Here is a 26,721-nt window from a genome sequence, read left to right as displayed (position 1 = left end):
GAACGGATCCTAGAGCGTTTCACGTTTTGACGGAAGCGTATCCTGCATTTTGAAAGTAGTTTGCGCATTCTGTTGCGCCGATTGTTGAAACGAGTGTTCCAACGTGCCGCCATGTCTCCTCGATTGTGCGTTTCTGAGCGGCCCGCATCCAGTGCTTTATTTTGGCGACGGCCTGCTCGATTGGATTGAGGTCTGGTGAGTATGGCGGCAGGAACCATAGTTTCGCGCCAGCGGCCTTAATCATCTGGCGAATGCCGGCCGCCTTATGGGAACCGAGGTCGTCCATGACAACGATATCGCCAGGTTTGAGCACTGGCACGAGAAGTTGCTCGACATAGGCGCGGAAACATTGGCCGTTAATGGGACCGTCGAAGACGCAAGGCGCGGTCAGGCCTTCCCAACGCAGCGCGCCGAGGAAGGTCAGTGTGCGCCAGTGGCCATGCGGGGCAAAGCCGCGCTGCCGCTTGCCCTTCTTCCCCCAGCCGCGCAACGGGGCCATGTTGGTCTTTATCCATGTTTCGTCAATGAAGACCAACCGTTCGGGATCGAGACGGGGCTGAAAGGACTTCCACCGTCGCCGCCGCCGTGCGACATCCGCGCGGGCCTGCTCAAGGGCGAACAGCGGTTTTTTTGAACCGTAATCCTTCGCGTCGCAGAAACAGCCGGACTGCGTTGTGCGAGACCTTCACGCCACGCGCGGCAAGCTCGTCCTTCAGTCCATGAAGGGTTAAATCCGGTGTCTGCTCGATCCGCTCGATGATGAAGTCACGATGGGCCTCCAGAACCGACTTGCGGTGACCGCCCAGCTTGCCAGGCGCGACAGATCCGGTCGTTCGATAACGTTGCGACCACTTAACAACCGAAGAAACCGCAACGCCGAAACGCGCCGATACGGAGCGGCAGCTCTCACCCGACAAAACAGCCGCAACAACCCGTTCTCGAAGATCTTTGGAAAGAGGTGCTGTCATTCGATGCTGGCCTCCTGTTCTAGCCAGCATCTTGAATCACAAATCCCAACCAAAGGGAATCCCAAACGATTCTGTGAAAACGTGAAACGCTCTAGCTTGAACAGTCCGGATCAGGGGGCTGGGTCATGACATCTGCTAGCCGAGATTCGCATAACGTGCCATATGAAATGCTTTTCAGTGTTACGGAAGTCGCTCCTTCCCTGCCATGAAAGACGTCGCGGAATTCTCTAACTCAAAACGGTGGCATTTGTCGGGAGCACATCACCCCTAAAACTCGCGCGCAACCAACGGCACATCATTTACATTGCACGATTGTGAGCCGAGTTGGGCGCGCTAATCGAAGCCAAAAAAAACTGCACGATCCTCGGCCGCGTGCAAATTATGCACTGCCATCACGCTTTTCTGGGAGGGACTTTTCTCTGATTTGAAGACGATGGGCATGTTGTCGAAGCAGACTTCCGCAATCACCGCCGAAAAGTCCTTCTCATAGCAATCCTGGAGCACTTTCAGGTTCGTCGATGGAAAACTGTCTTTGAACGACTTGTTATACTTTGGCTCAAAATGGCGGATGAGCGAGGCCTCGTACAGCGTTGTTCTTTCCGCTTCATCGGTATTGAACAGCTTGTCTAGACCTAATTTAATTCGCCCGTCTCCTTGTGATATGTCTTTCGCACGGGGATTGAACATAGTCAGCATCCTTGTGGTGGGAACGACCTTGAGCATGACAACTTGCAGCGAATGACCTTCCGGCACTCCCTGCACGGCAATTTTCTGAACGGTTTCGTGCTTACGCAACCGGTCGAGGGCGTTCCTAGAGCCTGATTTTCCATAAGCCTGACCGATATACTGGACTTCGAAGTAAACCTTTCCCGTCAACGAAAGACGGGTCTGAATTTGATCTTCGCTTGGAAAAAATCTCCTCCCCGCCTGATCTTCCAGGCGCCAGTAATCCCGGCCATCTACATTTTCTATGTGCAAATCGGCTCCCTCCGGCAAGGGGAAGCGTACATCGTGAGTGTCACCAAGCATCTTAAGGTGACACACCAACTCCCGGCCGTCCTGACTTGCGCCTTCGAAATCCACGCGGGGTGAAAAACCCACCATGTAGATGTGGCACTTGCGAATTCGATCGATCAGCCCCGCCAGCGCCTTGTCGTCATAGATGCCAGCTGCTGGCAAATAGACGTAGTCTTCTGCGTACATAATCAAAGCGTGTTCAACGTCGAAGGCCTTATCTGAACCAAACACGAAGCCACTCTCCTATTTCTAAAGACATTGCGGCATACACCCCGACTTGGACGTTTAGATACCAAATTTTCACCCCTCTCGGCGCCGAAGATACATCCCGGTACGCTTTTCCCAGCATTTTGTTTGGTCAGTGCAAACTCTGTTCGATCTGGGTTTAATGGTCGGCCTCTATGGAGGGTTCAAACGGCACGCTGAAATACACACAGTTTACAGTTAAGCGAACTAGCCGCTTTCAACCCGTCATTGAGCATCCACTACTCGACATAGAGAAGCCGCAATACAAATCGGGCGGGAAAATACGCCTGTGACTTCTAATGTAAATGCTACAATGGCTCAGTGTCCTTGTTGCACTTCGATGTAGAGTTTACCGTCCTCCACTCCGGGTTCGCATGACGTGCCTAATGGAAGCTGAATGAATGCCGACATAAACTCCCATTCCGCGGTGACGCAGAAACTCAGTCAACGACTTCAATAGGTTGATCACTCTCGTAGTTCAGCGTCGTCAGGAAACGCAGAACAGCGGTGATCTCATCATCGTCAAGAACAATGCCACTTATCGACTCTTGCGACCAAGCCTTCAATCGGTCGTAAAAGTCGACACGCTCCAAACTGGTCATTCCTTCTGGATTTGTAAACAAAAGCGGATCGTAGTGAGTCCGGATGGCGTCCTCGAGATCAGGTAACGACCCAGAATGCATGTAAGGCGCGGTCTTCGCGACGTTGTACAAAGGAGGTGTCCGAAACAGATATCTATCGCTCACGTCGAGCGTCACGTTAAACCGGCCGTAATCGACACCAAAGCCATTCTTTCCGAACCCTATCTGCGGGCTTGCGATGGCGTGAAATTCCATATCTGAAAAGTACGGACCGTTGTGGCAGGCGACACAGTTCCCTTTTCCGTAAAATATCAGCCCACCTTTGATTGCTTGAGGTGTCAGAACACCATCGCGAAAAACAAAATCATGAAGCCGCGTCGGCTTCACCCTGAAATTCGTTCGAATAAAGGCCGCGATTGCTTCTGCTGCGTGGGAAAACTCGAGCTTCGCCACCGAAACCTCTTGGGCCGTTGCCAAGGCCACACCGAGTTCCGGATCTTCCCGAACGCGCTCAATCAGAACCTCATACACCGAATTCGCAGTTTCTACGGTTTCTGTTTGGAGTTCCAGGGTACTCTTGTTGTCGATCAGCATTTCGCCGATTTCGACGGGCGGCAAATGCACAGCAACCGTGAGAGGATCCTCGGATGGAGCTTCATCACCGAATTGGCTGTGTATTGAGCTGTCAGTTTGCTTCACCTTTCCGTCCCAGAAAAGGACGTCAAAACCTTTGCTTCCGCGCCCCCAGAGGGGAAGAACGTTGCGCGGAATGATATCGCCGCCCCGGATTACACGCTCAGCACCTATGCCCTCACCCTCGGTTCCGATCGCTATTGGCAAACCATCCGCGGACCCAAATTTATCAAGGTGACAAGACGCGCAAGCCGTATCCTCGGCCAGTGAAAGTAGCCTACTCTCAAAGAGCTTCTTTCCGACCTGAATAAGCGGCTCAGGAGCCGAAACATGTGTTCCCTCCGCTGGGATAAGTCCATTCGTTATTGCAGCGTTACGGAGCGTGCGACTTCTCAAATCGTCCGCTCCGGCAGAGCAAATTGATCCACCAACTAAACACAGCGAAAAAACGGCTCTAGTAGCGAATTTCATGGATGCGAACGACCTCTCTCAGGTCTTCCCCTTTTTCTTCAATCGCAACCAGAGCCATTTCGCTCAGTTCGTTTTCCGTCAAGCCCCATCGGATGAGAGACTTTCGCATCATGTCGTAGTCCTGGCAGTCGATGAGCCCAATCTCGGCAGACTTCAGGTCCATCACGTTGGCCTTCGTGGGGATTGCAGCAAGCCTTTGTTTGGCGAGCAGATGATTGCGCATCGCGTTATCACACTTGAACGTAAGTTCGGAAAATTCGGCCTGATTCAGTTTTTCTATCGCTAGCTTCCACATGGGTTGGCCGGCGAAAGCCAAAGTCAGCCCCAAAAGACATCCCGCAAAAAAACTAATTGGCCGTGATCCCAAACGCATTGAGCACCTCCGGCGTTATCGTGCCTGTTACCCTGAGACCGAAATCACTTTGAAATTTGGAAAGCGCCGCCTTAGATTCCGGACCAATAATCCCGTCGATGGCACCGTTGTAATAGCCATAAGCCATTAATCCGGATTGCACCCTTCTCGCGATCGCTTTGAATTTTTCCGAGTTCCCGGGAAGAGCTTTTGGAGCGGAGGCTGACGGACTAGGCAAGACGGACGTAGGTGGCGTGCTTGTTGTATTTCGGTTTGTCGCCGGTGGATTGTATATCGGCGACCCAGACGATCGCGGTACTGAATACCCCCCTCCAGAGGACGACCGATGGCTCGAATGAGACCGATGGCTCGAATGGGACCGATGGCCCGCCAGCGTATACGTGTGCTGGGACTTGAGACTATCGAATACACTATTTTTCTTGGTGATATCGGACACAGAATCTGACGGCGTGTTTGCCGCAGTGTCGCCTCCCCAAAATCCCGCCGCCAAAAGCGATGGGATAACGAACTTCCTTTTCATAGTGCCCTCACACTCGAAAATCCCCGGCCTTCCGGATACCATTCAAAAAAACCGGTACACTTATTAATAGCAGAACAAACACTACAAGTCGGTAAATACTTCTGTTTCCAATCAGAAATTGAATTTGCGCAAAACCGCCTGTATTGCGCCGGGACAGTGCATAACGGGAAATTGTATAGAACTGTCTCCAGTCCTCGAGTGCTGGCTATGTCTATGCCAGCCGCGATCGGGTCGAAGATCCGGGAACTGTCGAAAAACTCTCGCCTCCAATTCTGTCTGCCGTAACCGATCGGTTCCAGCTGCATGATCGCCCAGAACGCGATGTGAGGATGGTGTGTGGTTACATACAAAGACAGGTCAACCAGCCCAGTAGCGTTAGAATTGAGAACCACCGTCCTCAATTCAATTCGATGACCGTTCCTTCCTAGAAGGGCAAGGTTCCGTTCAAGCACTTCGAACGCACCATGTTTGGCGACAATTTCGTCATGGATTTCAGGTGATGCCGAATAGCATGGAACGCCCCAGAGGACGCGAGTGCGATCCAAGCTTTGTAGAGCCGACGTATCGCCTTCGTCGAAGTGCTGTCCGTTGGTGAGGATGTGAAACTCGATATCCGGCCTCCGCTCCTGCACCCGGAGCAGAAACTCAAACAACCTGTTTTTGTGGAGCGTTGGTTCACCGCCGGAAATCCCGATCGTCGCGTTGAATGGCGCCAACAAAGCGGCTTCATAAAACGGGTCGAACAAATCCACGTGGTGCGCCTTGGGAGGCTGTGAACACATTACACATTTCTGATCGCATTGCTCGGTCACAAGAAACGTGTTGTGAAGTGAGCGGTTTCTTATGAGCCTATGGAGCGACCGTTGACCGGGCAATATCATGACGACGTCGCCATCTAGGGAGTCCGGCTCTGGAGTTCTTACTGTCAGGGACATTCCGCAAACGTCGTACTCGACAAAATCCTGACCACGGTGGATGGCGTTCGCAGTTCCCTCCTCCGAAGATCCGTTGTTTTGGAGCCGGACTACAAGCGGTTCCGAAATGGGAAAGGGGTCAATTTTGACCCTTAAGGGGATCATTTCAACCTCGCCGCCAGTTCGGTCCGGTAGTTCGGAACCTCTAGCCAGTGCCCCAGCGAATATTGCACCTTTGGGTCGTCGGAATAGATCAATTCAAATACAAGATCGAAAAGCGCCATGTGATGTTGGCAGTGAGCTGTTTCATGGCGCGGAATATCGATGCGGCCATATCTGGAAAGGTCGTCAATGACATCGGGCGCGCAAAAAGCCTGGTAGACACAATGAACGCAATCCGGATCATCAAAGTTTGAAGCCGCGCTGTTGAGAACATTGCGCTTCTTCTCATCTATCCCGGTGTTGAGATTGCCAATGGAGAGGTCCAAGCGACCTACTCTGGAGATCATTCTTGCCTCGTCAGTGGGGTAATACTTTCCATCGAAATCCACGACGAGATAGTCATATCCCAGCCAATTCGGGTTTCGGAGATCCATATGATTTTGGATGCCTGTTCTGAATATCCGCCGTAGTAAATGGCTTAGATAGTACTCTTCGACGGCTTCGTCAGCCTCCCAGTTGTGCTCGATCATATGGTCGACGAATCGTCTGTAAAACTGCATCCAAGTGTCTTGTGTATCCTTGAAATCGTACCGCTTACGCGCAAACCCTTGGTAATTTACTCGGCGGAGGTAAATTGACCGGAGACCAAGCTTAACGAAGCTCCACATCACACCCTCCGGTTCCGGCAGATTGTGTACGTCGAGCGTCGGGAGCGCTGAAACCTTTGCCGTGCCGAATTGTGAAAACGCTCTCTGGAGATTGGCCCGAAATTCGTCGTGAAGGACGGGATCCTTTGTTCGCTGTGAGCGATGAACCTCCTCCATGCCGTCGAACGATGTGCTGACGAAAGTGTCGTTTGCACCGAGGAAGTTCCAAGCCTCCTCGGAAACGGACTGAAGATTGGTGCACACGACGAACTCAGTTTGCCGGAAATTATTGCGGCAAAAGTCCCGGATCTCTTCAAGTATATCCAAGCGGAGCAAGGGCTCTCCGCCTTGGAATTCGATCTTCATGGTCTCGGTGTCCAGCTTTGAAAGCGATTCCAAAAACTGTCGCCGGATCTCGTCATTCCAATCGAACCCGGATGCCGACTCCCGCGCACGAGATACCTGGCAGTAGTCGCAGCTCAGGTTGCATCTCAGCGTAGGGATCAGAATGAAGTAGTTAAGCTCCGAAACTGGATTTATCCGCCTTGCCCATCGACCGCAAAAGCCATCGAAGGCGGCGTCGATCTTGTCGCGAAAAGCGTGACCTTGTCGCCGCAAAAACTCATCATCCTTGGTGGTTAGAACTCGCTCGACATACCTTTGCAAAAAGCTCTGGTCGCTCTTGAAGAAACCGCCAGCGTCGTCGGCAAATAGAAACTCTCCGTCCGCACGCTCGCGGAACTTAAGTGGCCAGACGTTCATCGGCCAAATACCGCGACACTGAGAGCTTGTCTGCTGTCCTTACCTTCTTCGCGGATCTTCTCTCGATAAATCGTATAAAGGAGCTGCTTTTTCAGACTCTCAAAATCAATCTGCGCCGGAAGTGCAATATCCAAATGTGACTCGCGTGGATTGATCTGTGCTGCTGGAAACAGGTAGCCGATCCGGGTGATCGCCGAATTTAGAAAGGGTCTCAGTTCGACGGATATTTCTAGCCGATACTTCGAGAGGAGATCGACTTTGTCGCTCGGTTCGTTCACTTGAATTGGCTTTCGGAGGACAAGTTGGGCACTCTGAACCAATCAATCGACTCAGATGTATCCATAGATACCAAAACCCTGAATTGAAGTGAAGTTGAGAGCGGTTAAGCCAATTGACCATACGTCTCTTCGCGCTCGCAACTCCAATCAAAACCATAGGTACAGAAGTGAAACGAAGCAATCCCAAGATTCTGTTGAGGACTGTTTTTCGCATGGGACAAAACATGGTGCACCATGCCCATGACATTGTCTCCCTACTAATCACCGACTTAGACTGCCGCAGAGGCGAAGTGCAGAGAGTCGATATGCAACCATTAGAGGACAACAAATTGCGAGGGGCAAACTCGCTGGACTGATCCTCAGTCTTCTTTGATACCGATATCGAAGTGTTTCGTTTTCAGGCGGCTCCCCACGAAACATAATTCTGTCCGACATCTCTGGCCCTGCACGGGTCGCCTCTGCGGCAGTAGGGATCGTGATAGGCGATCCACCATCTCTGCACACCAGATCTTTGTGCGAGTATTCTATGGGCTGATTTCCAAGTTTGCCCTGGTCAACAGAAAGTATTTGTTAATGAGGAAAGGCCCAGAAAGCCGCGGGAGTGGTAACAGCTCAAGTCAGCGCTTTGTTGTTTCGACCTCGATGCGCGGGCGATGCCCGCCAAGCTCCTCAAACGCGCGGTTGCGGCAAGTGAAGACAATGATTTGCTGGTCGCGCGAGATTCGGGTGAGAGCCGTGAACATCCGGACGATCCGATCGTCATCCGAATGTACCAAGGCGTCGTCAAGGATCACTGGTACCTGCCTACCCTGTCGGGCATAGAGCCTTGCAAACGCCAGCCGGGTCAGAATCGCGATCTGCTCAATCGCCCCACCGCTGAGAACATCGATTTCCTCGACAACGAGGCCGCGTCGAATACGCGCCGGCAACATGGTTTCTGGGTCCATCTCCAATTCGGCGCCTTCGTGCAGCATGGCAATCAAGGGTATGAGTTCACGTTTGACCGGCTCGAAATAGGCATCCCGCGCCTCGCTACGCGCACGATCGAGTTCATCGCGGAGCGTTGCAAGGATCTTCACTTCGAAGGCGTAACGGGCTTCCCGTGCAACAGCCTCCTGAAGTTCACCTCGAACTTCCTCGAGACGGACCTCGACTCCATCATCAGCCCGGGCTCCGATCTCGCCGTCGAGTTGACTGAGTTCTTCCCGGGCGCTGCTCCGCTCTTCCTGTGCGACCCGAAGCGCTGATGACAGCCGGTCACGATCCGCTTCGAGTGCCTCGACGTCTGGCGCAGCCGACACCAGGGCGGCACGTGTTTCTTCCGCCCTCGCGACTTTCACCTCGGCGTCTTTCAGCGGAGTTTCAAGATCTTCTTTGGGCGCTGACTGGGCATCTTTGTCGAATTGCGCAAGAGCGTCGTGTGCAAGCCGATGGGTTGTCTTGGCCTCGAGTAGGTCATTGGCGCTTTCGTCCCGCGTTGCTCGCGCATCCCGAAGGGCACGACGTGTTTCCTCCTCCGCAGCCTCAGCCTCAGAGACCGAAGGCAGGTCTAGATTTTCTTTCGGGAGTTCCTGCACCTCTCCTCGCTTGGGCAAATCGGCGAGCTCGCGGCGAATTTCGTCCGTTCCGTCGGGAACGAGGGCATTGAGCGCGGCAAGCGCTGAGGCTTCTTTGCTTTTCGCCTCGGAATTGGCGCGCACCATGGCCCGGGCTGCGGTGGTATCCACACAGCCAACCTTACGGAGCATGTCGTCGAGCTGCGCGCGAAGTGTATCGGTATCGATTTGATCCCCTCCCTCCACAGCAGGCGAGAGGGTCATGCATCCAATATCAGGCAGGTCAATCAAGGTTTCTACATAAACAGGAATAGTGCGATCCCCTTCGATATCAGCACCAGAGATAGAAGCCCGCGCGGAACCGGCGTATGACATCTGAAGGGTCGTGGCACCAGCATCACGGCGAGCCTGCACTTTTGAGATCTCGCGCTCGTGGTGCTCAATCTCAGCGAAGGCGGCTGCGGTCAGTGGGTTGGCTTTTAGAGCCTCGCGGGCTTCCTTTAGTTCGACTTCAACGCTGGCGACGCGCTCCAGAAGCCGACTGATTTCTTCGCGTCGGCGAAGATTGGCAGAGATCTCGCGCGCGCGAGCCGCCTTGCGCTCCACGTCGCGAGCGCGACGCAATACATCTGCCGTCGCTTCATGATACCTTTCGGCCTTACCAAAGGACTCTTGGGTGGAAGCCGCTGCGGCTTTGAGTTCTTCAAGCATTTTAGCAGCTTTTTCGGCATCTTCGACCAGGCGCTGGCGGCGTGCTACGTGCCGGCTACGCTCAGCAATCTTGTCCTTGATGGATTTAAGCATCAGTTCGGTGAACGTCAGGTCGCGTTCAGCGTCGGAGACCAACTTGGCGTGCTGCTGGGCCTTCTCTAGTTGTTCATTGAGGTGTGCAAGTTCCGCCTTTCGGGCCGCTTGAGTTTCTACAGCGCTCTGATCGTCGAGCTTACGTCGAATTTCACTCCGTCGACGCAGTGCCTTAGACAACGCTGTGACCTGAGATTCCAATTGATCATGCTCGGCCGATAGGTCTTCGGCAAGACGCTTCGCTTTGCCCCATTCGCCGTTGCTCTTGGCGCTGAGGTTTTTCGTTGCAAGATTGTCGAGATCCTCAGAGACCGCTTTCATGATCTCGTCCATGCGGCGACCACCGGTCACGCTGTCGATCTGGCCAGCGACGGTGGACATCAGACTTTGGCGCGCCTCGCGAAGGCGTTCGCGTTCACGCTTTTCGGTCTGTCCGGTACCGTTGGGCCCAAACCCGGTTACGCCTTGTCTGACCCAGAGAAGGCCTGCCGGACCAGACATTTCAGCGCCTATCGTCTTGGAGATCCAGGCCTCGGCCTCACCTTCCTGAGCGATGATGGCTTCGCTCGCAAGGTTGGTCACTACGGCAGACTTTGAAGAAAGGAATTTCTTCTCAATTCGAAACCTTCCTCCTTCAGTCTCGATCTCGACAGCGATTTCGACAGGGCCCTTCGAATACGGTTGTAGAGTACGAAGTTCGGCGGTATTGGCCTTATGGTCGATGAAGAAGAGCGCGTGAAGTGCGTCGAAGAAGGTAGACTTACCGGTCTCGTTAGGCTCGCAAATGGTGGTTACACCGTCCGATATTCCGGAAAGCCGTGCAGTCTGTGCGGCGAAACGGCGAACGTTGTGCAGAGTGATTGCGCGGATCTTCATTGTCGCACCTCCAATGCATACCCATAGAGGCGGGCCAGCGCAGCTCGCTTCACACGACGTTCCTCCGCATCGATCTCATTATCCTCTGCCCCGGCTCGTAAGCGATCCGCTGCGGTACGAAGCGCGCCAGATTCTGGATCGATTTCGTCAAGGTCCGCAGTCTCGTGATCCAGGTCGAGCCGACCGAGATCAGCCTCGAAGCTCCCGAAGTCGTCAGAGAGGTCTGAGATGGCATGGTCGAGGCGCGCTCTTTCAGACAAAGACAGTCTTCCGAGCGCTATCAGTTCGACAAGGGTGTCACGCCTGTGTTCCGGAGGCGGCAAGACGCGTTCGAGCCGCCTCTTCGCGTCATCTCCGGGTCTAAAGTCGAGTTCGAGACCGAGCCAACGCATGTCACCGGTTTCAACCTCGTTCACTTTCGGTACCGCACCGGGTGACTCTATCTCGACTTGTAATGCGCAACTTGTCTGGTCATGCCTAAAACTGTCTGCCTCGGGGGCGCCGGGGTAATGGCAATTAGGACCGACCGCCAATCGCCCATGCCAGTCGCCAAGCGCGAGATAATCGAGTCGGGCGCGGCGGGCGCGATCGGGGGCGATGATATCAAGGGGAGCATCCTCCTCACTGAAACCCTGGATTGGCCCGTGTGCCAATCCAATGCGCAGCGCCCCTGGTTTGGTTTCGGCTGCATCCATCCATTCCGTTAGATCGCGGCCCGCGTGTCTTACGGGACAGGGAGCGACGAGAAGTTCGACCCCCTGTTCGAGGTTGAGCACGCCTTCTTGTAGAGCGAGGATAACATTCTCGGGGCATTCTTTTCTGAACCGTGCCCAGAGTTCCGTCGCGAGCAAGCTGTCGTGGTTTCCAGGAAGGATGACCCAGGTGATTTTCTTTTCCCGAGCGAAGGCGCGAATGGCCTGGCGGACGATCTGGGGTGAAGGGGTTTCGGCATCGAACGTGTCGCCGGCCAGTAGGACATGCCGCGCACCTGCATCGCGAGCCACCGCTGCGAGGCGGGCGATTTTCTGATGCCGCGCCTCCCGCAAACGGGCGCGAAGATCCTCCCCAAACCGACCGAAAGGCTTTCCGAGGTGGAGGTCAGACGAGTGAATAAAGCTGAACAAGGGTTGTACCGGCGAGCATTGGGACATTCGCTAGGAAGCGTAGCGGCGGTGAATTTCGAAGGAAAGCGCGAAATCTTAGATCCAGCATTGAGTATTCACTACCTAGGTCATCAGAATCGACTAGCATATTCGCTCATACGCGAATTGGCCCTTGATGTTTGCGTTAAGAAAAACGCCATGTGAAGGAGCGGCCATTATTGCTTCATAAATATTCGCTGGAACGTTGAAATACTGATAGACACTGTTATCGAGAAACTCGATCTCAAGAGTCTGCGTCGCCTCATCATATCCAATGGAAGCGATATTGCTTGAACTGACGGGTTGACGATACATCATTTCTTCTCCTGTCCCCATTTCGGATCCTGGGATCGCCATGCGGCCACGAGCCGTTCATAGTCCTCCTCTGCTCGAATCTTAGCCCAGGCAGCGCTCACCTTGGGATCCTCGCTCGATGGCCGCTCCCCCTCGGGTGGCAAGTTAATCCTGCAACGGATAGGTAACCTAGCGGCTTCGCCCATTATGATCGCCTCGCCCGTCCGTAGCACGGGAAGGGTATCTACAAGCCCGTTCAGACTATCCGGCAACGCTGCCTTTACTTTCCCCTGGTCCGCGCTGTTCGAAAGGCGCAGGGCAAACAAAGTGCCGCATTGAGATAGAATGGTTTCATCAATCTCCGAGGGTCGCTGACTCACGATCATGGCGCCGACACCGAACTTGCGCCCCTCCTTGACAATGCGTTGAACCATATCGCGTGCCGGGTTCTCGGTATCTTTACCCAGAAAGCGGTGCGCTTCCTCCATTACCACAAGCTCTGGTCGGCTGCGGCCGCCCTCCGGAAAGTTGCGTCCCCAGAACATCGCTTCATAGGTGATGTTCAGTATGCCCCCGATGAGCCTCAACAGAACCTGACTCGGAACGCCGGACAAATCGAGCACCGTGATCGGTTTGTCATGTCCGAACCAAGCTTCTAGCAGTTCCGGCAAATCCATCACTGACTTACCTGCAAGATTCGGTTCCCAGTCGCCGGGATGAAGCATGAAGTCATATTGCCGATCGAGCAATCGAGACCGCATCTGCGTCAATTGCCGTTTTATGCCAAGGACATTGGTCTGGTTAATGTCCGGCAAAGCGCTGCCCGGCCCCGGTGCCTGATAACGTGGCAACTTCAGAGTCTCAGCGTCTCCTTCTTCTTCAATCGCTCGCTCTGTCCTCTCCTTATTGGCCCACGTCTTGTATTCTGGGTCGACCAGATCGGCCCAGAGTTGCTTTAGGCTATATGGCAGCGGTGTATTGATCGTAAGCGCGTTGACATCGACGCCTGCGACACCAGCAGCTACCCTGAGCTTTGCTGCTTGGATTCTGTCTAGCACTCCGGTGAAAGCTGTTTCGCTCATAGGACCCATCAGGAAGTCCAGCAAGACTTGAGTATCGAGCGCCCAATAGGGAACGTGGAGCGGCTGCTCGTCATCGGAGGGATTCACTCGGAACACCTGCGCTACAGCTTTCAGCGCATCGCCATATTCTCCGTGGATATCAATTAGCAGGATGCGTGCACCGGAGCTGCGTTGTCCCCCATCCGAGAGGCAAATCGATCGCAAAAGACTGGAGATGGTCGTCGACTTGCCTGAACCAGTAGAGCCGAGCACGGCACAATGACGTGTGACCAGTCGGTCGAGGTCGATGCGGACCGGAATGCTCTCGGCCCCTGCTAACCTCCCTATAGTGATCTGACCATCCTCACTCGCGCCATAAATGCGACCAAGATCTTCTTCAGTTACGAGATGAACCTCGTCATTGATACCGGGATACTGACTGATCCCCCGTTCGAAGCTGGTTTCGACGATCTCGCCAACCAGTTGGACAGTCATCCAACTCTCGCCCCTTTGACGCGCATCAACGAATGCTTCGGGCGTGGCTTGCGCCCCCACCTCTGAGATGACACCGTAAAGGTCATGATAACCTTGCGGAATGCGAACGAAACTTCCCACCTGACCAACCCTATAGCTACGACCATCAATGATGGCGATACCCGAAGCGACCGACTCGGCCTGCCGCACGCTCAAGGCTGAGCCAGCGACACTCCCGACACGGCCAAGGAACGTAGGAATGGTCATGTGCTTTCAGCAGGTTCAGCACCAACGGCCGTTGGCGCGGGTGGTATGTCAAACGCTTGAGGCGTTTGTGAATTAGCAAAGAAGCGAGCGAACTCTTCGATCGCACCGAGTTTGAACTCGGGATCACCTCCGGCTTTAGCCGCAGCCCAGTAACTATTGCGAATCGGCCCCCAATCCTTTGTGGGAAGTTCGCCGGGTGCTTGCCATTTAGCCGCGACGCCATTTATGACTGCCTTGTCACGCGCGTAGACGCTAAAATTTGGTCGCCGCGCCGCTAGTTCGACCGCACTAACCTCCTTGTCGAGCGTCTGAAACTGGAACGCGAACAAGCTTGCGGCCGGGTTCGCGGCCAGTGCCTCGTCGATCCGTGCTGCGATGTGCGCGTCAGCGTAAGAGAATCCGATGGACACCAAGAGCGTGTCTTCAGTTGCGAGGAAGCTACGCAGACGGTCGAGTAGCGCCGCATAAGGTGCCTTTTGCGTCTGATCGTATTTCAAATGTTCTGGAAAAATCAGGTGAGTGACGTCTGTCTGGCCTGTGCGAACCACTTCGCCGTGAGCATTTGCTTTCCAACCAAGAGAGCCATGGATCTTCCATAGACGCGTCCAGCGAGCTGAAAGTTGGTCGCCAGACACCGATGCCGGATCAAAAAATGCCTCGCGTGCACCGGTGAAGCCATCGAAGTAAGGCGCACGGACTCGTTCGAATGCTTCCTCGAACAGAAGATCATAGTTAGTTGTGAATATCTCAACGGGATGTATCCGAGGCGCGCCGGTAATCCAGCTGACGAGCTCACCGTATGCGGTTGGACCGCTCGGAAGACGCACCTGAACGATTTCACCGATTTGGGCGCAAATTGCCTCAGCCATTTGCCGATAGCCTTCACCGTCGAGGCCGTGGACCTTAGTTTTACCGATAACGCTGCTGAGGGAGCGAATGCGAGAGAGCAACGTCTCGATATCGTGTTTGACGAGATCCGCTTGGAGCCCTTTGATTTGGGGCCCATAAGTCGGTTCAATTTCCTTCAGCACCAATTCGGTTAACCCGGCAACCGCCGGAATCAGCGGGCGTGTACCGTCAGCATTTGCGATACCCGCCGGAGCTCCGGCGCCAACCAAGAGGCCGACGCGCTTTCGTCCCTGCGCTATGATTGTGCGCAGTGATGCCATGTACTGATCCGGATTGTGAAAACTTACGCTCAAGTGTCCCCCACAATATTGCAACCCCATGTTCCTTGTGCCGTGTTGCGATGGGGCGGTCAAGAGGACGCGATCTGAAGTGAGCCCCGGGGCCTTGGAAAAGTCTGTTCAGCGAACCGCCAGTCACTATTTGACGAACTTAACGGCGGAGTGCACTTCAGTCATTTCTCGCTGAGTTAGGAAGGTCTGCTAACGGGGACGCATTGAGAGGTGACAACGATCGATATGGGCGCGCAAGCCCGCTCCCCGGGCCTCGTCATAATATAAGGACCGATCTAGGTAAGAATTTGCGGTCACCTACAGGCGCAATTCGACCTCACCGTCTAGCCTCTTTGGCGCTTTCCCCAAGTTCCGTTATTTTTTGAAACTCTGTCAGAAGTTCAGGGAAGTTTTGCGCGAGGTATCGGACGACGCGCGCGTTCTCGATCAATCGCTTCACGTAACCGGTGGCAATCACGAGGTCGAGATGGTCTTGACCGTAAGTTTCCTCGAGCAGGTGAAACTCCCGGTCAAGCTGAGCGGACTCCTGCTCCATGAGCGCAATCTGTTCCTCAGATAGCCCGTTTATCTTCTTCGGATTAGTTTCATCGGATAGCTGGGAAGGCGGTGTCGCTCCGACTAAGGATTTTGCGTATGTGTAGGAAAACTTATTCATCGCTATCATGAGCTGGGCTGCCTCGATCTGACGAAGCGACTTCATTTTCCTTAGCTCCCTGAAGGTGTTAATCGGGACATGTTTGTCCTTCAGGAGTTCCACAACTTCGGAACAGATTCCTCGAAGGAGACGACGCTTCGTTTTGATGTTCTGAATATTGACGTTCAACACCCGCGCTAAAACCTCCTCTGCAACCCCCTTCTCGATTGCCTTGAGGATCATCTGATGTTCCTGAATGATTGCCAGGCGGTTCACGCGCTTGTTGTACGTGTACGCTTCGTCATCAGTTGCAATTAGACAGGTAACTTCTTCAATTCCAAGATCTTGCAGGACGGCTATCCGAATGTGGCCGTCCAACAACAAAAACTTGCCGGCGTCACTCTTGTCGGGTGCAACGACAGGAGGCTCTGCCAGACCTGAATAGAAAACCGAAGATTTTATCTGGGCGTATTTCGCGGTCTTTTTCACACTCTCCGCGACAATCCGAAGCGGTGTAATTTTGGAGATCGTAAGCGTAACTGGCTCTTTCTCGAAGGCATAACGTACCTGTCGAGTTGCACTTTTGCTCATCGTGTTAGCCCCTGCCGCTCCATGCGAGCGGCTAGCTTTTTGGGCACGGTGTCAAGTTTTTCCATTTTGAGCACCTCCACAAACTCCTCGTCCAGAAGGAGTTCGCGGATAGCATGAGCTATAAATATCAAGCGATTGCGCGTTGCGTCTGCTTTTCGAATGAGGAGTTTTTTTCTGTCCGTGTCCTCTTGGTAGGCTCGAACCAGGGTTTCAGAGGTCACATCTTTCTTTTTCTTGTTGCTGCCTAGCATCCCCTTCCCTCGACGATGACGGCTTTCGACCACCTTCTTTGCAATGAGCAACTTCCGTCCCCTGAGGATGTTCTTTTCATAGGCGTTCTGAAGCGCATTCTGGATGCCATCGTCATCCGCATCGGCAATTTCGACTGCTACACTGATGGGAATATGTCCGGCTTCGACGGACCGCAGTAGTCGTTGCTCTCCTTGCTGTAAAAGCTTCCCTATTCCTTTGACGTATTCGACTGATAAGCCTGTTTTTCGACCAATTTCGACTTCAGAGTACCCCCGCACCTTCATTCCCTCGATATCACGGACCAAATCGATAGCCTGGTGCTGACGGCGCGCACAATTCTCGACCAGACTTTTGACAAGGCTTGTCTGTGTATCCGCTTCGATGATGATCGCCGGGATCTCAGACTGGCCCAGTTCCAGAAAGGCCTCCAGGCGCCCTTGCCCGCAAACCAGCTCGAATCCCGGACCTTCCGCCCCGTCCCGCCTGGTGACGGTGATTGGGCGTTTAAGCCCCACTTCTTGGATGCTGGAAACAATCTCGCGAAAAATCTTTTTGTTGCGAGCCCTTGGGTTCAGGATCGAGACTCGATCAATCGGAATGAGTTCGATTTGGGGGACAGACGTATCAGACATTAGGCAGCCTCCAGAATTGAGAGGCGTTCAGCCATTTCAAAAAGGGGCCCTAAACTTTCAAACTGATAGGCGTCGAACCAAATGCCGTTGTGTTCTCCAAGTCTCAAAACTTCAACATCCATATCGAACGTTGGCAGGATCAGATAATCTCGAGCGCTGGTATTGTCCGCGTTCATACGGATCGCGATTGTCAGATCCGGAAGCAATCCGCGATCAAGACGCACCTTCCAACGCAGTGAACCCGCACTCGTTTGAAAACAGCGATTAATTGTCACCGAGACCGTGAACTCTTCATTTATCGTAAGAATGTCGGTGATTTCATCACGTCGGACCCAGCCGCCCGCGTCCTCAATCCCATTAATTGCCTCTGAAATAGCTTCGGGATAACGACGCCTCAAGGCTCTATTTATTTCGATGTAACGGTAGTCTCGACCGGGGTTGTACCCAATGAGCTTGTAAGCCCTCAACAATCCACCAAATCGATGCCGGTACGCCTTGCTGGAAGGGCATTCTTCGGTCTCGTCGATAATGAGGCCGGATAAAACACCTGTTCGTTCGTAAACCCTTTTCAAGAGCTCCAGCATTTCTTCGTTTGACAGATGGTGCGAACGCGCTTCGATAATTGCACGTGCGGCGTCAAAGCGTGTGGGCTCAACGATGGCTTCGAAGGCACCATCGGCACGAACCCACATGGAAGGATCGTTTGCCACTCGATGCTGTTTTAACTTGAACGAAAAATGGTTCCAGACGTTATTTCCGATGTATTTTTCGTTGATGAGGATTTGGTGGACAGTGCCTTTCGTCCAGGCTCTTCCCAAATCGGTCAACACACCGCGCTGGTTGAGTTCGTGTGCAATTGAAGCTTCGTCCTGACCTCCTTCAACAAATCGGTTGTAAATCCAGCGAACGATGGCAACTTCTTCGGATGGTCCTGGCACCAGCACAACCCTGTCGGTCTGAATGCTCTTCTGCTCACCGCGTGTAAGTATCCCTTTGGGTCGACCTTGTTCGTCGCGCAGCTCACGTCTGAGGCCGAATCCCGCCATTCCCCCTTGCCGATATCCCATTTCAATCAGGCGACATTGCCCGGCAAAGACTTTGACGGAGAGCTCCCTGCTGTATTCAGCGGCCATACGGCGCTTTACGACCTTCTGAACATCAGACCCTATGCTGCCATCATTTTCGAATTGCTCTGCGCAATATTCGACCTTCACCCCTGCGCGGCGACAACGGTACTCGTAAAATGCACTTTCATCGGCGTCCTGAAAACGACCCCAGCGACTGACGTCATAAACCAGGACGACCGAAAAGTCGGCGTTTCCACTTTCGATATCGGCAATCAATTGCCTTAAGCCGGACCGACCTTCGATGTTAAGTCCGCTTCGCCCAGCATCCGTGTAGGTCCGAATGATGCTTAAGCGCCGCTTCGCGGCATAACGTCGGATAACTTCCGATTGGTTTTCGGTTGAATAGCGCTGATGCTCAGTCGACATGCGCACATATTCGACAGCGCGAGTGCTTTCTGCATCGCGTTCCATGTCAGTTTGCCAATCAGAATATCTTCGAGACACCATTCTTCGGCCGTTTGCTGAACGTACTCAAAATGGTCGAGCCTGCTTCGACGTTTACCCTGAGCAGGCCGTTTGCCACGTAAATTATAACGGTAGAATGGGTGCAACATGTCGCCGAAAACACGCAACTCTTTGCAAGAAAATCAGATCGCTCAGTACGACTCTGCGGCCTATGCCGCGGTCGTTGCTACTGCGTTAAGGCGTGAACTTGGAGGAACCCACCGGGCTGTAAAAACAGTTCGCAGATGGACTGGAGCTGGTGAGCGAACCGTCACGAACTGGTTGACCGCTGAACACGGACCAAGTGGCCCACACCTGGCGATGTTGTCGCAACACTCAGACGCCGTTCTTGAAGCGTTTTTAATTATGTCCGGGAGAGAGAGCGTAATTGTTGAGCTAAGGACAGCTCAGGTCAGGGAGGTGCTCTCGACCGCACTGGAACAGATTGACAGAATAATTTCGAGCTAACGTGTGAGTTTGTGGATTAGTCAACAATTTCGATTACGCGTTCTTCTCCTCATGATCGTGGCCGACGTTGATACACGGAAATCCAAGCCGACGTCCTGAAATACAAAATTTAGATTTGAAACCGCATTAAAAGTTCCAGAACCATAGAGCGTTGTCCATGACCGTATTTGTCCGAACCACACTGTTTCTACTCGCAGCTTCTCTGACAACAATGCTCACGCCAGACGCCAGCGCTGCTTCGGTCAACGTAGTCGATGGCGATACTATTGATATCGACGGTCAAAGGCTCCGGCTTTACGGAATAGATGCTCCGGAAGCAGGTCAATCTTGCAAAAATCCAGGTGGTGGCACGTGGCCGTGCGGCCGCCGGGCAATCGAAGCGTTGGAGAAATTGGTTGGCAGCGGAAACGTCAACTGTAACAACCTAGGCACCGACGGATACGGACGAACGCTGAGCATCTGTTCTACCGGATCGGTCGACATCAATGAGGCCATGGTTCGCCAGGGACACGCGTGGTCCTTCAGACTGTACTCTGACGACTACAACGACGCCGAGGATGCGGCACGTTCTGAACGTGCGGGAATCTGGCAGACGGAGACGCAAACACCTTGGGACTATCGTGCAAATCGTTGGGCAGCGGCCGAACAAAAGGCGCCGGAAGGATGTCCTATCAAAGGCAACATTTCCCGAAACGGCCGCATTTATCATGCGCCCTGGTCCCCCTGGTATTCGAGAACCAAAATAAACACATCGAATGGAGAGCGCTGGTTCTGTAATGAGGCGGAAGCGATCAAGGCAGGATGGCGCGCGCCTTTGTGGGGCAACAGATAGCTTATTTTCCAGTCGAAATATTGTGCCCCAGTGTCCCGTACGAGATCTTCAGAGTATTTCAAGACAAGGAACTCAATATCAAAAACTTCGAGGAAGTCGATTTTAGATGCCTAGCTCCTGACAAGACGCATCTCAACCCCGCGTTCAATTGGAGTTACGGCAACATACCTTTCAACACCGAAATACTCGGCATTCGGCAGCAACTGCCACCAGATGCAGCTGACCTAATTTACTATCCAGGATGGATTGCATCCCAAGGGAAGTGCGTGAACGTGCTCGAGGGGTTGCAGCGCAAGCGGACAAAATTGGGAATCCCAGCCGAGGCCGCCTACGCGCTTGTCTTCCGGCCTAAATGCGCTGGAAATATTAGCTGAGTGCCCAGTCGTCGCCTATTCTGAGAAGTTGCATTTGCTGGAAATCAGCGTCTTCGAACGATGATCCAAAGCTACCCTTTAGTACCAGGGCCCCCTGCCATCCCGCCTCCAGCGCCGTCACCACCGTCGTATTCGTCTTCGTAGTCGGATGCTGTTGGCAACCGTAGACGGATACCGATGCTATCGCCAACTTCGGGCAGTACGAAAGCATTTGTCTTATTCAGCAAGGATATTGCACGAGGAATTGTCGACCACTCTATGGCTTGCGCATAACGCTGTGCGAAGTCGAGCGTCTTGATAAGCGTGTATGGCACACCCTGATTGCTCATCAATCGAAGTCCTTCGAGATAGTTGGAGCGAAAGACTGTGGGAATGATGATTCTGGTTTCATTCGCGGCCGACAATTCAGCGTTCATCATGATACGCGCTGCGCGGCCATTTCCATCAGCGAACGGATGGACCTCAGCGACGAGGAACATCATGAATATCGCCTTATCCAAAGGCGCATCGAGCCGCTGGTAAGCTTCGAAGCCGCGCTGAAGTGTGCCGACCACCTCTTCCGGACGAACGAAAGTCGTCGCACCCGCCCTGTTCCCCGCTACTTTGAATTTGCCCGGCCGCTTGTCTGGTCTGCCTTCCATGACACGTGTGTGACGCCGCTTCAGGAGCGCGACAAAATCATCGAAGTCCTCAGGAGTTCGTCTCATATCCTCTAGGTGGGAAACGACTGCGAAAGTACCAAGGATGTCATGGGCGTCCGCTGGGCGTTCTGCTGGAATGGCACCGTTGAAGACGATGTCTTCAGCTTCTTCGACCTCGAATTCTGTACCTTCGATGAAGTTTGAAAAATAGGACTCAAAGAAGGCGAAGTTAGCGACCTCGGATTGGTCGATACGCGATGTTCTGGACAACTGTGGTGCCTGCGAACGGAGTGCATCATGCATCGCGTTGAATAGATCTACCCGCATCGAATCAAATGGCATACCAGACAGATGCGCGATCGCGGACGGTGCGGTAAGCTTTGCATCGTGGGTACCAAGCAAAGTGCCGATCATTGCGTCAAGTTCTTTGGCTTCGTCCTCTAGTGCGAGAGTTTCGCCAACGGTCCTGATCTGGTCGCGTAGGTGGTTGAGTCCGTCCTCTCCGTTGTTTCTGAGATACTTGGTGAGGTGTTCTTCGATCTCAATCTTGGACGCCGTTCGCGCAATGCCAGAACGGGCGCGGGATGGGATCATATTCTCTACAAAGGCTCGTGCTCGAGATGAGCAATAAAGTCCCTCTCGCCACGGGTAGTCGCCCTCGATGGGCCCCACGCCGCTCCTCGCCCGGAGAGTGATGCCAGGTAAATCGATGTCGCGTTTTGAACCGGCCACTAGGAATACTGTGCCGTCGTTCGCAGGCTTCATTTCCAACGCAGTTCGATCAGCGATCACTGCCCCGGGAAAATAAAGCGGTGCGATTGTCCAAACGTTCCGTCTCACAAGTTCTCCAGCATCGCCCGAGAGATGCGTTGTATGGAGACGGCTTCCGAGCGGACGAAGCTTTCGGGATTGTACGGCTCGTGACACGCGCTGCGAATTTTCCTTGGTGGACAGAACGAACTCAGAGAAATCGGGCACTTTCACTCCTTAGAGGTCACGAAGCCAGAAGGTCCGGTGACTTTTGCAAGTTAAGCTAGTGTGGATGTGAATTTTTCAAACTTAACCTCCGCGTAAAATACGGTGACCGGCGAAACTTAACAAGCGAGCATGGCTGGATGTGGGGACTTTCGTCACTTAACCGACCGAGTATGTTAACATTTCCTACTTAACAATCTAATTGCACTCGGATCAATAGACCCCACCCGTTCCAGATCCTAAAACCTCGCTCCAATCACTTCACGGGAAATGTCGATTTCGCCCCAAGCACGCCGATTCCTTGTCGATCAGCAACAAGCCTTAATCTTCAGGTATCAATCCTACCGAGACTCGCAGTCACTGTAATGCATTGAGCGCCTGCGGTTGTTGGGCAAACCGGGCTTGGTGGCAGTTGCTACCGAATTCCAGAAATACTGTTGTCGGTGGGCGACGAGATCGTTCATTCGTCGTCCATTGAGAGCGGCTCTTCGAGAACAACATCAATGTTGCAGACAAGTACCTTTTGCTTTTTCGAAGGAGGTCATAAATCTCGCAGTCGTTCGCACCTCCTCCGCAATATCCGCAACTGACTTTTTCGAGAACTGCCCAGCCGTGACGTCGTCGAGGCCTTTCTGAATTCTGTGTCGAAGTCGATTGTCGCTTTCAAAATTGAGAACGAAATCCTCCAGATTCCATTCCGCAACAAGCTTGTTCATTCCGTCTTCGATATCGTCCGTCATGTTTCCTCATAGTCCCGGCACTTGCAGCCGATGGCCACAAAAGACGGAGAAGGTGCTTAGATCCACTTCGCGGGCAATCGCAAGTCGTCGTGTGGTTTCGGTCTGAAGCGGGCCAATCTTTGAAACGAATTGTTATTCACAGAGTTCCCCTCCACCCCACTTCCTTTGTGTTTCGTCTTCTTGTAGCTCGTCCTCCTTTTGACAGCCGGAAGATATAAATGAAATCAACACGTTCCGCCCTGACTTCCCATATGATCGCAAACTACTGCGAAAAGCGCCTTGTGCCTGTATTCACGTCTGAGGAAGTACATGTGCTTCGCGGACATCTAGTCGATCTCTTGGAGCAAAATGAGTATCCGGTGTACCGGGGTAGTCGATTGGATGTCAGGAGTCTGGCAGATCGGTTAGGACTGGACCCCGACCGGTTGAAGACGGAAAGGTCAAGTCTTCAACCAATATTCGACGCTGTAGCCAGGTCAGTCACCGAAAACGCGCTCCATTTGGGCACAAGTCGCAAGCCGGGAACATTAGAGGGAATGAGTGAATGTGCCTTGCGTCGCAATGGAGAACTACACCGACGACCGTCCTCTTCCCGCTCCAATGACAATAAGAGTCGAGGTAAGCCACCACGACCAGTTGTAGAATTTCCGGAGCCGCTGGAGACAGCGTGGGATGAGCCATCGAACTTCGGTTCTGCACTTCGCTTGCATACCAAGCGCCACGGGGAAACCGTCTACCATCTTTATAATTCTGTGGTCAGGACCAGCGACGGCATCAAACGCAGCACCTTCGTCGGATGGGGACGCAGAAATACAGTACCGACCTCAAAAATCAGCCGGGATATCCTGAGCCGTATCGAACGTCGATATCGCCTCCCTGAGGGATACTTTTCCAAAATTGCCAGAGCTACCGCTGCACCAACAACCAACTGTGAGTTGGACGAAATGACCCCAGCTGAACGCCGTCGACTGGTTTGGCATCTGCCGGATGATTTCAGACGAAGACCACGTTCCGAACAAACGGAAATTCTCTCTTGGGTGCGAACAGTGATCATCAGCGGCTCGACGGAATATCGTCGTTTTCAGGCAGCAGCCATTCGACAGCGATACGCGGTGCGTTTCAACTGTGTTGCAGGTCCGCAGCGAAAAGTGTCGGGTAACCGCTCTTCGGACGCTTCAGATATTGTGGATGCTCCGAAACGCCTGAACGATGAAATGGCGGAAATTCTGCGCTTCAAGACGGCAACTTTCGCGGCGTTTGGCCAGCAGCGAAATGGTGTATGGGGCGCTGAGACCGCTTCACAAAAGGTCGAACACTTCGGATTATTCTTCGGAGCTTTCACTGCTTCCGCCGAGGGCGAGGTTCAAGGCTTCGGTGTCGATCCGGAAGTTCTGACTTTCGCGTTAATGGTCTTCCCTCAAGTGTGGGACTGGTATCTGCATTGGCGCGAACGACGCCGAGGTTTTTTCACCTCCTGGGAAATCGATATGCTGTCAATCGCCGCCGCTCTATGTCGAGAAGAAACCGGATGGTTGCGACAAACGCCGCGCATTGCAGCCAACCTTCAAGTGATCGAAGGTTTAATTTCGGCACCAGATATTGCCGAAGTGCAAGCTGACTGGTCAGCCGCCTGTGACCGAATGTTCACGCATGCACGTCGACGAAAGAAGGAAATCGAACGCGTCGCGAAAATCCACCGCGACCCTTTTGAACCAATCATGCCAGTTTTAGAAGCTCCGAGCCCAGTTGGAGAATACAGGAAGATCACGGAAGAAATCCTGCTCCGAATGCCAGATGAGAAACGTCACCCCCGGGCGGCAGCAGAAGCAGTGAGAGCCTTCCTCCTCTTGCGCGTTGGCTTGCATACGGGGTTGCGTCAGAAAAACTTGAGAGAACTCTTGCTTTGCAAGCCTGGCAGCCAACCAACCTCGGAAAGAAAACTGGAAAACGCAAAACGAGGCGAACTCCGTTGGAGCGCTCACGACGGAGGGTGGGAAATCCTAATTCCTTCTGTTGCCTTTAAGAATGCGCACTCTTCTTTCTTTGGGTCGAAGCCATTCCGATTAATCCTGCCTGATCTTGGTCAGCTCTACGAGTTGATCGATGCCTGGATCGACAGACACCGCTCGCGCCTTATTGGCCCCGCGACGGACCCTGACACGTTTTTTGTCAAGACGGCGAAAATCACTAGCACCAATGCCGCTTACTCTCAGAACACCTTTTTCGAGGCTTGGCGAACGGCTATCCAGCGTTATGGCATATACAATCCGTGGACAGGGCGAGGCGCGATCAAAGGTTTGTTGCCTCACGGGCCGCATAACATCCGTGACGTTCTTGCGACACACATTCTCAAGCAGACCGGATCGTACGAGCAGGCAAGTTACGCGATACAGGACACGCCGGAAATGGTAGCGAAACATTACGGGCGTTTTTTACCGCAAGATAAAGCAGAAATCGCGGCAAGGATTCTAAATCAAGTATGGGATGTGGCGTGAAGGGTTTTACGACATCTCGATTGCTCCTGGATTCGCATATCGTGCCATATGGTACGATCTATGATGCGTAGCCTAGTTGGTTTTATTCCGTACACAAATGGACCTGTACCCCCAAAGACTCCAAGCAACCACCGCAAAAACGACAGACACCAGAAGTACGACGTCGGACAAAACGAACCACTGAAACGCAAAAGGAGGTACGCTATCCTTCGGGGATATTCTGAAGCAGGGCTGGCTGTCACAGTTTGTTTGTATTGCAGTCAACCTACTGCCGATAAAGCCGTCAGACAGCGGAGTCGTCGCATCCCAATCCGCTATCTCACTTTTACTGACGTAGACGACCAGTGAAGCAGTCAAAGACCCAACCGGAACAATGATCGTGAGTGCGAGAGCGATTGCGGCTACAAGCGCATTGCGTTTTTTACTTTCAACCTTTTCCAGACGAGGCCATGGGAACGTACGGCTGGACTCTGTAGATTTCACGAACGACCCAAGGATCAATCCTAGGGCAGCAAGTCCAATGGAGCTTCCAAGTGCCCCGATGAGCCCAGCAGACGCCTTCACATCGTCTTGATTAAGAGAGTTCTCATCAGGGAAAATCGAACGACTTCCAGTCGCAAGGAAAACAATCACCAGGCATCCGAAAGCGATAAGAGACCAGGCGATCCAACTCCAAAGCGTGTCATATGACGTTTCCTCGTATACTGGCCCAGGTTTGGGCGTCGTTCCATTTTTCACTGCCTTGCCCCGATCGACGCGTTTGAAATGTCTTCACAGGAATTAACGGCCGCTTTTCTGACTTCATTCGCAATGGTTTGTTCAATCTGATCGGAAAACGCGCTTATAGCTTCACCAAAAGTGCCACCAAAATTACCTAGGCGTACACGCAGTGTCTGAATGCTGCATTTGGAGAGATCTGCTACAATCTCTAACTCGATTTGCGCCGAAGCATCGCCCTTTACAACCCCCTTGTCAGAGGTTCTGCACGCGAGTGTTCCGTTCGCGGCGATCGATAGTTCGTCTCCGGTTAACGAGATCGTCACTTTGGGCAGCCGAACTTCTTTGAGATAGTTAATCCCACCCGAAAGAAATCCTGCCCTGAACTTCAATCCGTCACACGGGTTCTGTGAAGCAATGAACGATTCAAGTACGGTTTGGGACGACCCAGGACTTGGACATGCCGAGAGACACGAAATAAAAATTAAGATGAACTTAGCAAGTCTTGATTGCATGGCTACTCCTGCAACTAATGTCTCAAACACATTCGCCAA

20 protein-coding genes are annotated in these 26,721 nt (G+C 53.1%); 2 read left to right on the top strand and 18 right to left on the bottom strand.

The window, feature by feature from the left end; translation table 11 throughout:
* Positions 1 to 19: 19 nt before the first annotated feature.
* The 16 genes from ABLQ08_RS14110 to ABLQ08_RS14035 form a co-directional block, all read right to left on the bottom strand.
* Positions 20 to 968, bottom strand: a protein-coding gene (locus ABLQ08_RS14110; RefSeq protein WP_352943342.1) for an IS630 family transposase whose coding sequence is annotated in 2 segments (ribosomal slippage) — positions 20 to 622 and positions 624 to 968 — 948 coding nt in all. Because the reading frame shifts where the segments join, the coding sequence is not laid out codon by codon here.
* A 333-nt stretch (positions 969 to 1,301) separates the two neighbouring features.
* Positions 1,302 to 2,216, bottom strand: coding sequence for a hypothetical protein (locus tag ABLQ08_RS14105; protein WP_352943339.1), 915 nt, complete (start codon positions 2,214 to 2,216; stop codon positions 1,302 to 1,304).
* A gap of 455 nt (positions 2,217 to 2,671) precedes the next feature.
* Positions 2,672 to 3,916, bottom strand: a complete 1,245-nt coding sequence (locus ABLQ08_RS14100; RefSeq protein ID WP_352943336.1) for a His-Xaa-Ser system-associated MauG-like protein — start codon at positions 3,914 to 3,916, stop codon at positions 2,672 to 2,674.
* On the bottom strand, positions 3,900 to 4,139 hold the full coding sequence (locus ABLQ08_RS14095; RefSeq protein ID WP_352943333.1) for a TIGR03982 family His-Xaa-Ser system protein: 240 nt from the start codon (positions 4,137 to 4,139) through the stop codon (positions 3,900 to 3,902). Before ABLQ08_RS14095 ends, ABLQ08_RS14100 begins: the two co-directional genes overlap by 17 nt.
* 124 nt (positions 4,140 to 4,263) lie before the next feature.
* Positions 4,264 to 4,809: a His-Xaa-Ser repeat protein HxsA gene (gene hxsA, locus ABLQ08_RS14090; protein WP_352943330.1), complete on the bottom strand. Its 546-nt coding sequence runs from the start codon at positions 4,807 to 4,809 to the stop codon at positions 4,264 to 4,266.
* Complete coding sequence (hxsC, locus tag ABLQ08_RS14085; RefSeq protein ID WP_352943327.1) at positions 4,806 to 5,744, bottom strand: His-Xaa-Ser system radical SAM maturase HxsC; 939 nt, start codon at positions 5,742 to 5,744, stop codon at positions 4,806 to 4,808. The genes hxsA and hxsC overlap by 4 nt, the downstream gene beginning before the upstream one ends.
* 140 nt (positions 5,745 to 5,884) lie before the next feature.
* The gene (gene hxsB / locus ABLQ08_RS14080) at positions 5,885 to 7,294 is read right to left on the bottom strand and encodes a His-Xaa-Ser system radical SAM maturase HxsB (RefSeq protein WP_352943324.1); all 1,410 of its coding nucleotides are present in this window, start codon (positions 7,292 to 7,294) and stop codon (positions 5,885 to 5,887) included.
* Positions 7,291 to 7,572, bottom strand: a complete 282-nt coding sequence (locus ABLQ08_RS14075) for a hypothetical protein (protein ID WP_352943322.1) — start codon at positions 7,570 to 7,572, stop codon at positions 7,291 to 7,293. The genes hxsB and ABLQ08_RS14075 overlap by 4 nt, the downstream gene beginning before the upstream one ends.
* Before the next feature lie 617 nt (positions 7,573 to 8,189).
* Positions 8,190 to 10,808: an AAA family ATPase gene (locus tag ABLQ08_RS14070; protein ID WP_352943319.1), complete on the bottom strand. Its 2,619-nt coding sequence runs from the start codon at positions 10,806 to 10,808 to the stop codon at positions 8,190 to 8,192.
* Positions 10,805 to 11,932, bottom strand: coding sequence for a metallophosphoesterase family protein (locus ABLQ08_RS14065; RefSeq protein ID WP_352943317.1), 1,128 nt, complete (start codon positions 11,930 to 11,932; stop codon positions 10,805 to 10,807). The genes ABLQ08_RS14070 and ABLQ08_RS14065 overlap by 4 nt, the downstream gene beginning before the upstream one ends.
* A gap of 120 nt (positions 11,933 to 12,052) precedes the next feature.
* Entirely contained in the window at positions 12,053 to 12,265 is a 213-nt protein-coding gene (locus tag ABLQ08_RS14060; RefSeq protein WP_352944394.1) for a KTSC domain-containing protein, read from the bottom strand.
* The gene (locus ABLQ08_RS14055; protein ID WP_352943315.1) at positions 12,265 to 14,046 is read right to left on the bottom strand and encodes an ATP-binding protein; all 1,782 of its coding nucleotides are present in this window, start codon (positions 14,044 to 14,046) and stop codon (positions 12,265 to 12,267) included. The genes ABLQ08_RS14060 and ABLQ08_RS14055 overlap by 1 nt, the downstream gene beginning before the upstream one ends.
* Entirely contained in the window at positions 14,043 to 15,275 is a 1,233-nt protein-coding gene (locus ABLQ08_RS14050; RefSeq protein ID WP_352943312.1) for an SIR2 family NAD-dependent protein deacylase, read from the bottom strand. The genes ABLQ08_RS14055 and ABLQ08_RS14050 overlap by 4 nt, the downstream gene beginning before the upstream one ends.
* 286 nt (positions 15,276 to 15,561) lie before the next feature.
* Positions 15,562 to 16,470: a plasmid partitioning protein RepB C-terminal domain-containing protein gene (locus ABLQ08_RS14045; protein WP_352943310.1), complete on the bottom strand. Its 909-nt coding sequence runs from the start codon at positions 16,468 to 16,470 to the stop codon at positions 15,562 to 15,564.
* Positions 16,467 to 17,354, bottom strand: coding sequence for a ParB/RepB/Spo0J family partition protein (locus tag ABLQ08_RS14040; RefSeq protein ID WP_352943307.1), 888 nt, complete (start codon positions 17,352 to 17,354; stop codon positions 16,467 to 16,469). The genes ABLQ08_RS14045 and ABLQ08_RS14040 overlap by 4 nt, the downstream gene beginning before the upstream one ends.
* Positions 17,354 to 18,892 carry a recombinase family protein gene (locus tag ABLQ08_RS14035; protein ID WP_352943305.1) on the bottom strand — a complete coding sequence of 513 codons (1,539 nt, stop codon included), beginning with the start codon at positions 18,890 to 18,892 and terminating at the stop codon, positions 17,354 to 17,356. The genes ABLQ08_RS14040 and ABLQ08_RS14035 overlap by 1 nt, the downstream gene beginning before the upstream one ends.
* 658 nt (positions 18,893 to 19,550) lie before the next feature.
* On the opposite strand from ABLQ08_RS14035, the gene ABLQ08_RS14030 reads away from it, so the two are divergent.
* On the top strand, positions 19,551 to 20,225 hold the full coding sequence (locus ABLQ08_RS14030; RefSeq protein WP_352943302.1) for a thermonuclease family protein: 675 nt from the start codon (positions 19,551 to 19,553) through the stop codon (positions 20,223 to 20,225).
* Between the two features lie 445 nt (positions 20,226 to 20,670).
* Here ABLQ08_RS14030 and ABLQ08_RS14025 read toward each other — a convergent pair whose 3' ends face one another.
* A complete protein-coding gene (locus ABLQ08_RS14025; RefSeq protein WP_352943300.1) occupies positions 20,671 to 22,218 on the bottom strand; it encodes a Fic family protein in 1,548 nt (515 codons plus the stop codon).
* A gap of 988 nt (positions 22,219 to 23,206) precedes the next feature.
* Between ABLQ08_RS14025 and ABLQ08_RS14020 the strand changes: the two genes are divergently transcribed.
* Positions 23,207 to 25,450, top strand: coding sequence for a hypothetical protein (locus tag ABLQ08_RS14020; protein WP_352944393.1), 2,244 nt, complete (start codon positions 23,207 to 23,209; stop codon positions 25,448 to 25,450).
* 734 nt (positions 25,451 to 26,184) lie between these two features.
* Here ABLQ08_RS14020 and ABLQ08_RS14015 read toward each other — a convergent pair.
* Positions 26,185 to 26,682, bottom strand: coding sequence for a hypothetical protein (locus tag ABLQ08_RS14015; protein WP_352943297.1), 498 nt, complete (start codon positions 26,680 to 26,682; stop codon positions 26,185 to 26,187).
* Positions 26,683 to 26,721: the final 39 nt, after the last annotated feature.

The organism is Roseibium sp. SCP14 (assembly GCF_040329475.1).
GTDB lineage: Bacteria > Pseudomonadota > Alphaproteobacteria > Rhizobiales > Stappiaceae > Roseibium.
This window is presented reverse-complemented; position numbering and strand designations above follow the sequence as displayed.

Excerpts from the sequence above, each read along its gene's own strand:
- ABLQ08_RS14100 (WP_352943336.1), bottom strand. The coding sequence starts at position 3,916 with ATGAAATTCGCTACTAGAGCCGTTTTTTCGCTGTGTTTAGTTGGTGGA.
- ABLQ08_RS14095 (WP_352943333.1), bottom strand. The coding sequence starts at position 4,139 with ATGCGCAATCATCTGCTCGCCAAACAAAGGCTTGCTGCAATCCCCACG.
- hxsA (WP_352943330.1), bottom strand. The coding sequence starts at position 4,809 with ATGAAAAGGAAGTTCGTTATCCCATCGCTTTTGGCGGCGGGATTTTGG.
- hxsC (WP_352943327.1), bottom strand. The coding sequence starts at position 5,744 with ATGTCCCTGACAGTAAGAACTCCAGAGCCGGACTCCCTAGATGGCGAC.
- hxsB (WP_352943324.1), bottom strand. The coding sequence starts at position 7,294 with ATGAACGTCTGGCCACTTAAGTTCCGCGAGCGTGCGGACGGAGAGTTT.
- ABLQ08_RS14070 (WP_352943319.1), bottom strand. The coding sequence starts at position 10,808 with ATGAAGATCCGCGCAATCACTCTGCACAACGTTCGCCGTTTCGCCGCA.
- ABLQ08_RS14060 (WP_352944394.1), bottom strand. The coding sequence starts at position 12,265 with ATGTATCGTCAACCCGTCAGTTCAAGCAATATCGCTTCCATTGGATAT.
- ABLQ08_RS14055 (WP_352943315.1), bottom strand. The coding sequence starts at position 14,046 with ATGACCATTCCTACGTTCCTTGGCCGTGTCGGGAGTGTCGCTGGCTCA.
- ABLQ08_RS14050 (WP_352943312.1), bottom strand. The coding sequence starts at position 15,275 with ATGGGGTTGCAATATTGTGGGGGACACTTGAGCGTAAGTTTTCACAAT.
- ABLQ08_RS14045 (WP_352943310.1), bottom strand. The coding sequence starts at position 16,470 with ATGAGCAAAAGTGCAACTCGACAGGTACGTTATGCCTTCGAGAAAGAG.
- ABLQ08_RS14040 (WP_352943307.1), bottom strand. The coding sequence starts at position 17,354 with ATGTCTGATACGTCTGTCCCCCAAATCGAACTCATTCCGATTGATCGA.
- ABLQ08_RS14035 (WP_352943305.1), bottom strand. The coding sequence starts at position 18,892 with ATGGAACGCGATGCAGAAAGCACTCGCGCTGTCGAATATGTGCGCATG.
- ABLQ08_RS14030 (WP_352943302.1), top strand. The coding sequence starts at position 19,551 with ATGACCGTATTTGTCCGAACCACACTGTTTCTACTCGCAGCTTCTCTG.
- ABLQ08_RS14020 (WP_352944393.1), top strand. The coding sequence starts at position 23,207 with ATGATCGCAAACTACTGCGAAAAGCGCCTTGTGCCTGTATTCACGTCT.
- ABLQ08_RS14015 (WP_352943297.1), bottom strand. The coding sequence starts at position 26,682 with ATGCAATCAAGACTTGCTAAGTTCATCTTAATTTTTATTTCGTGTCTC.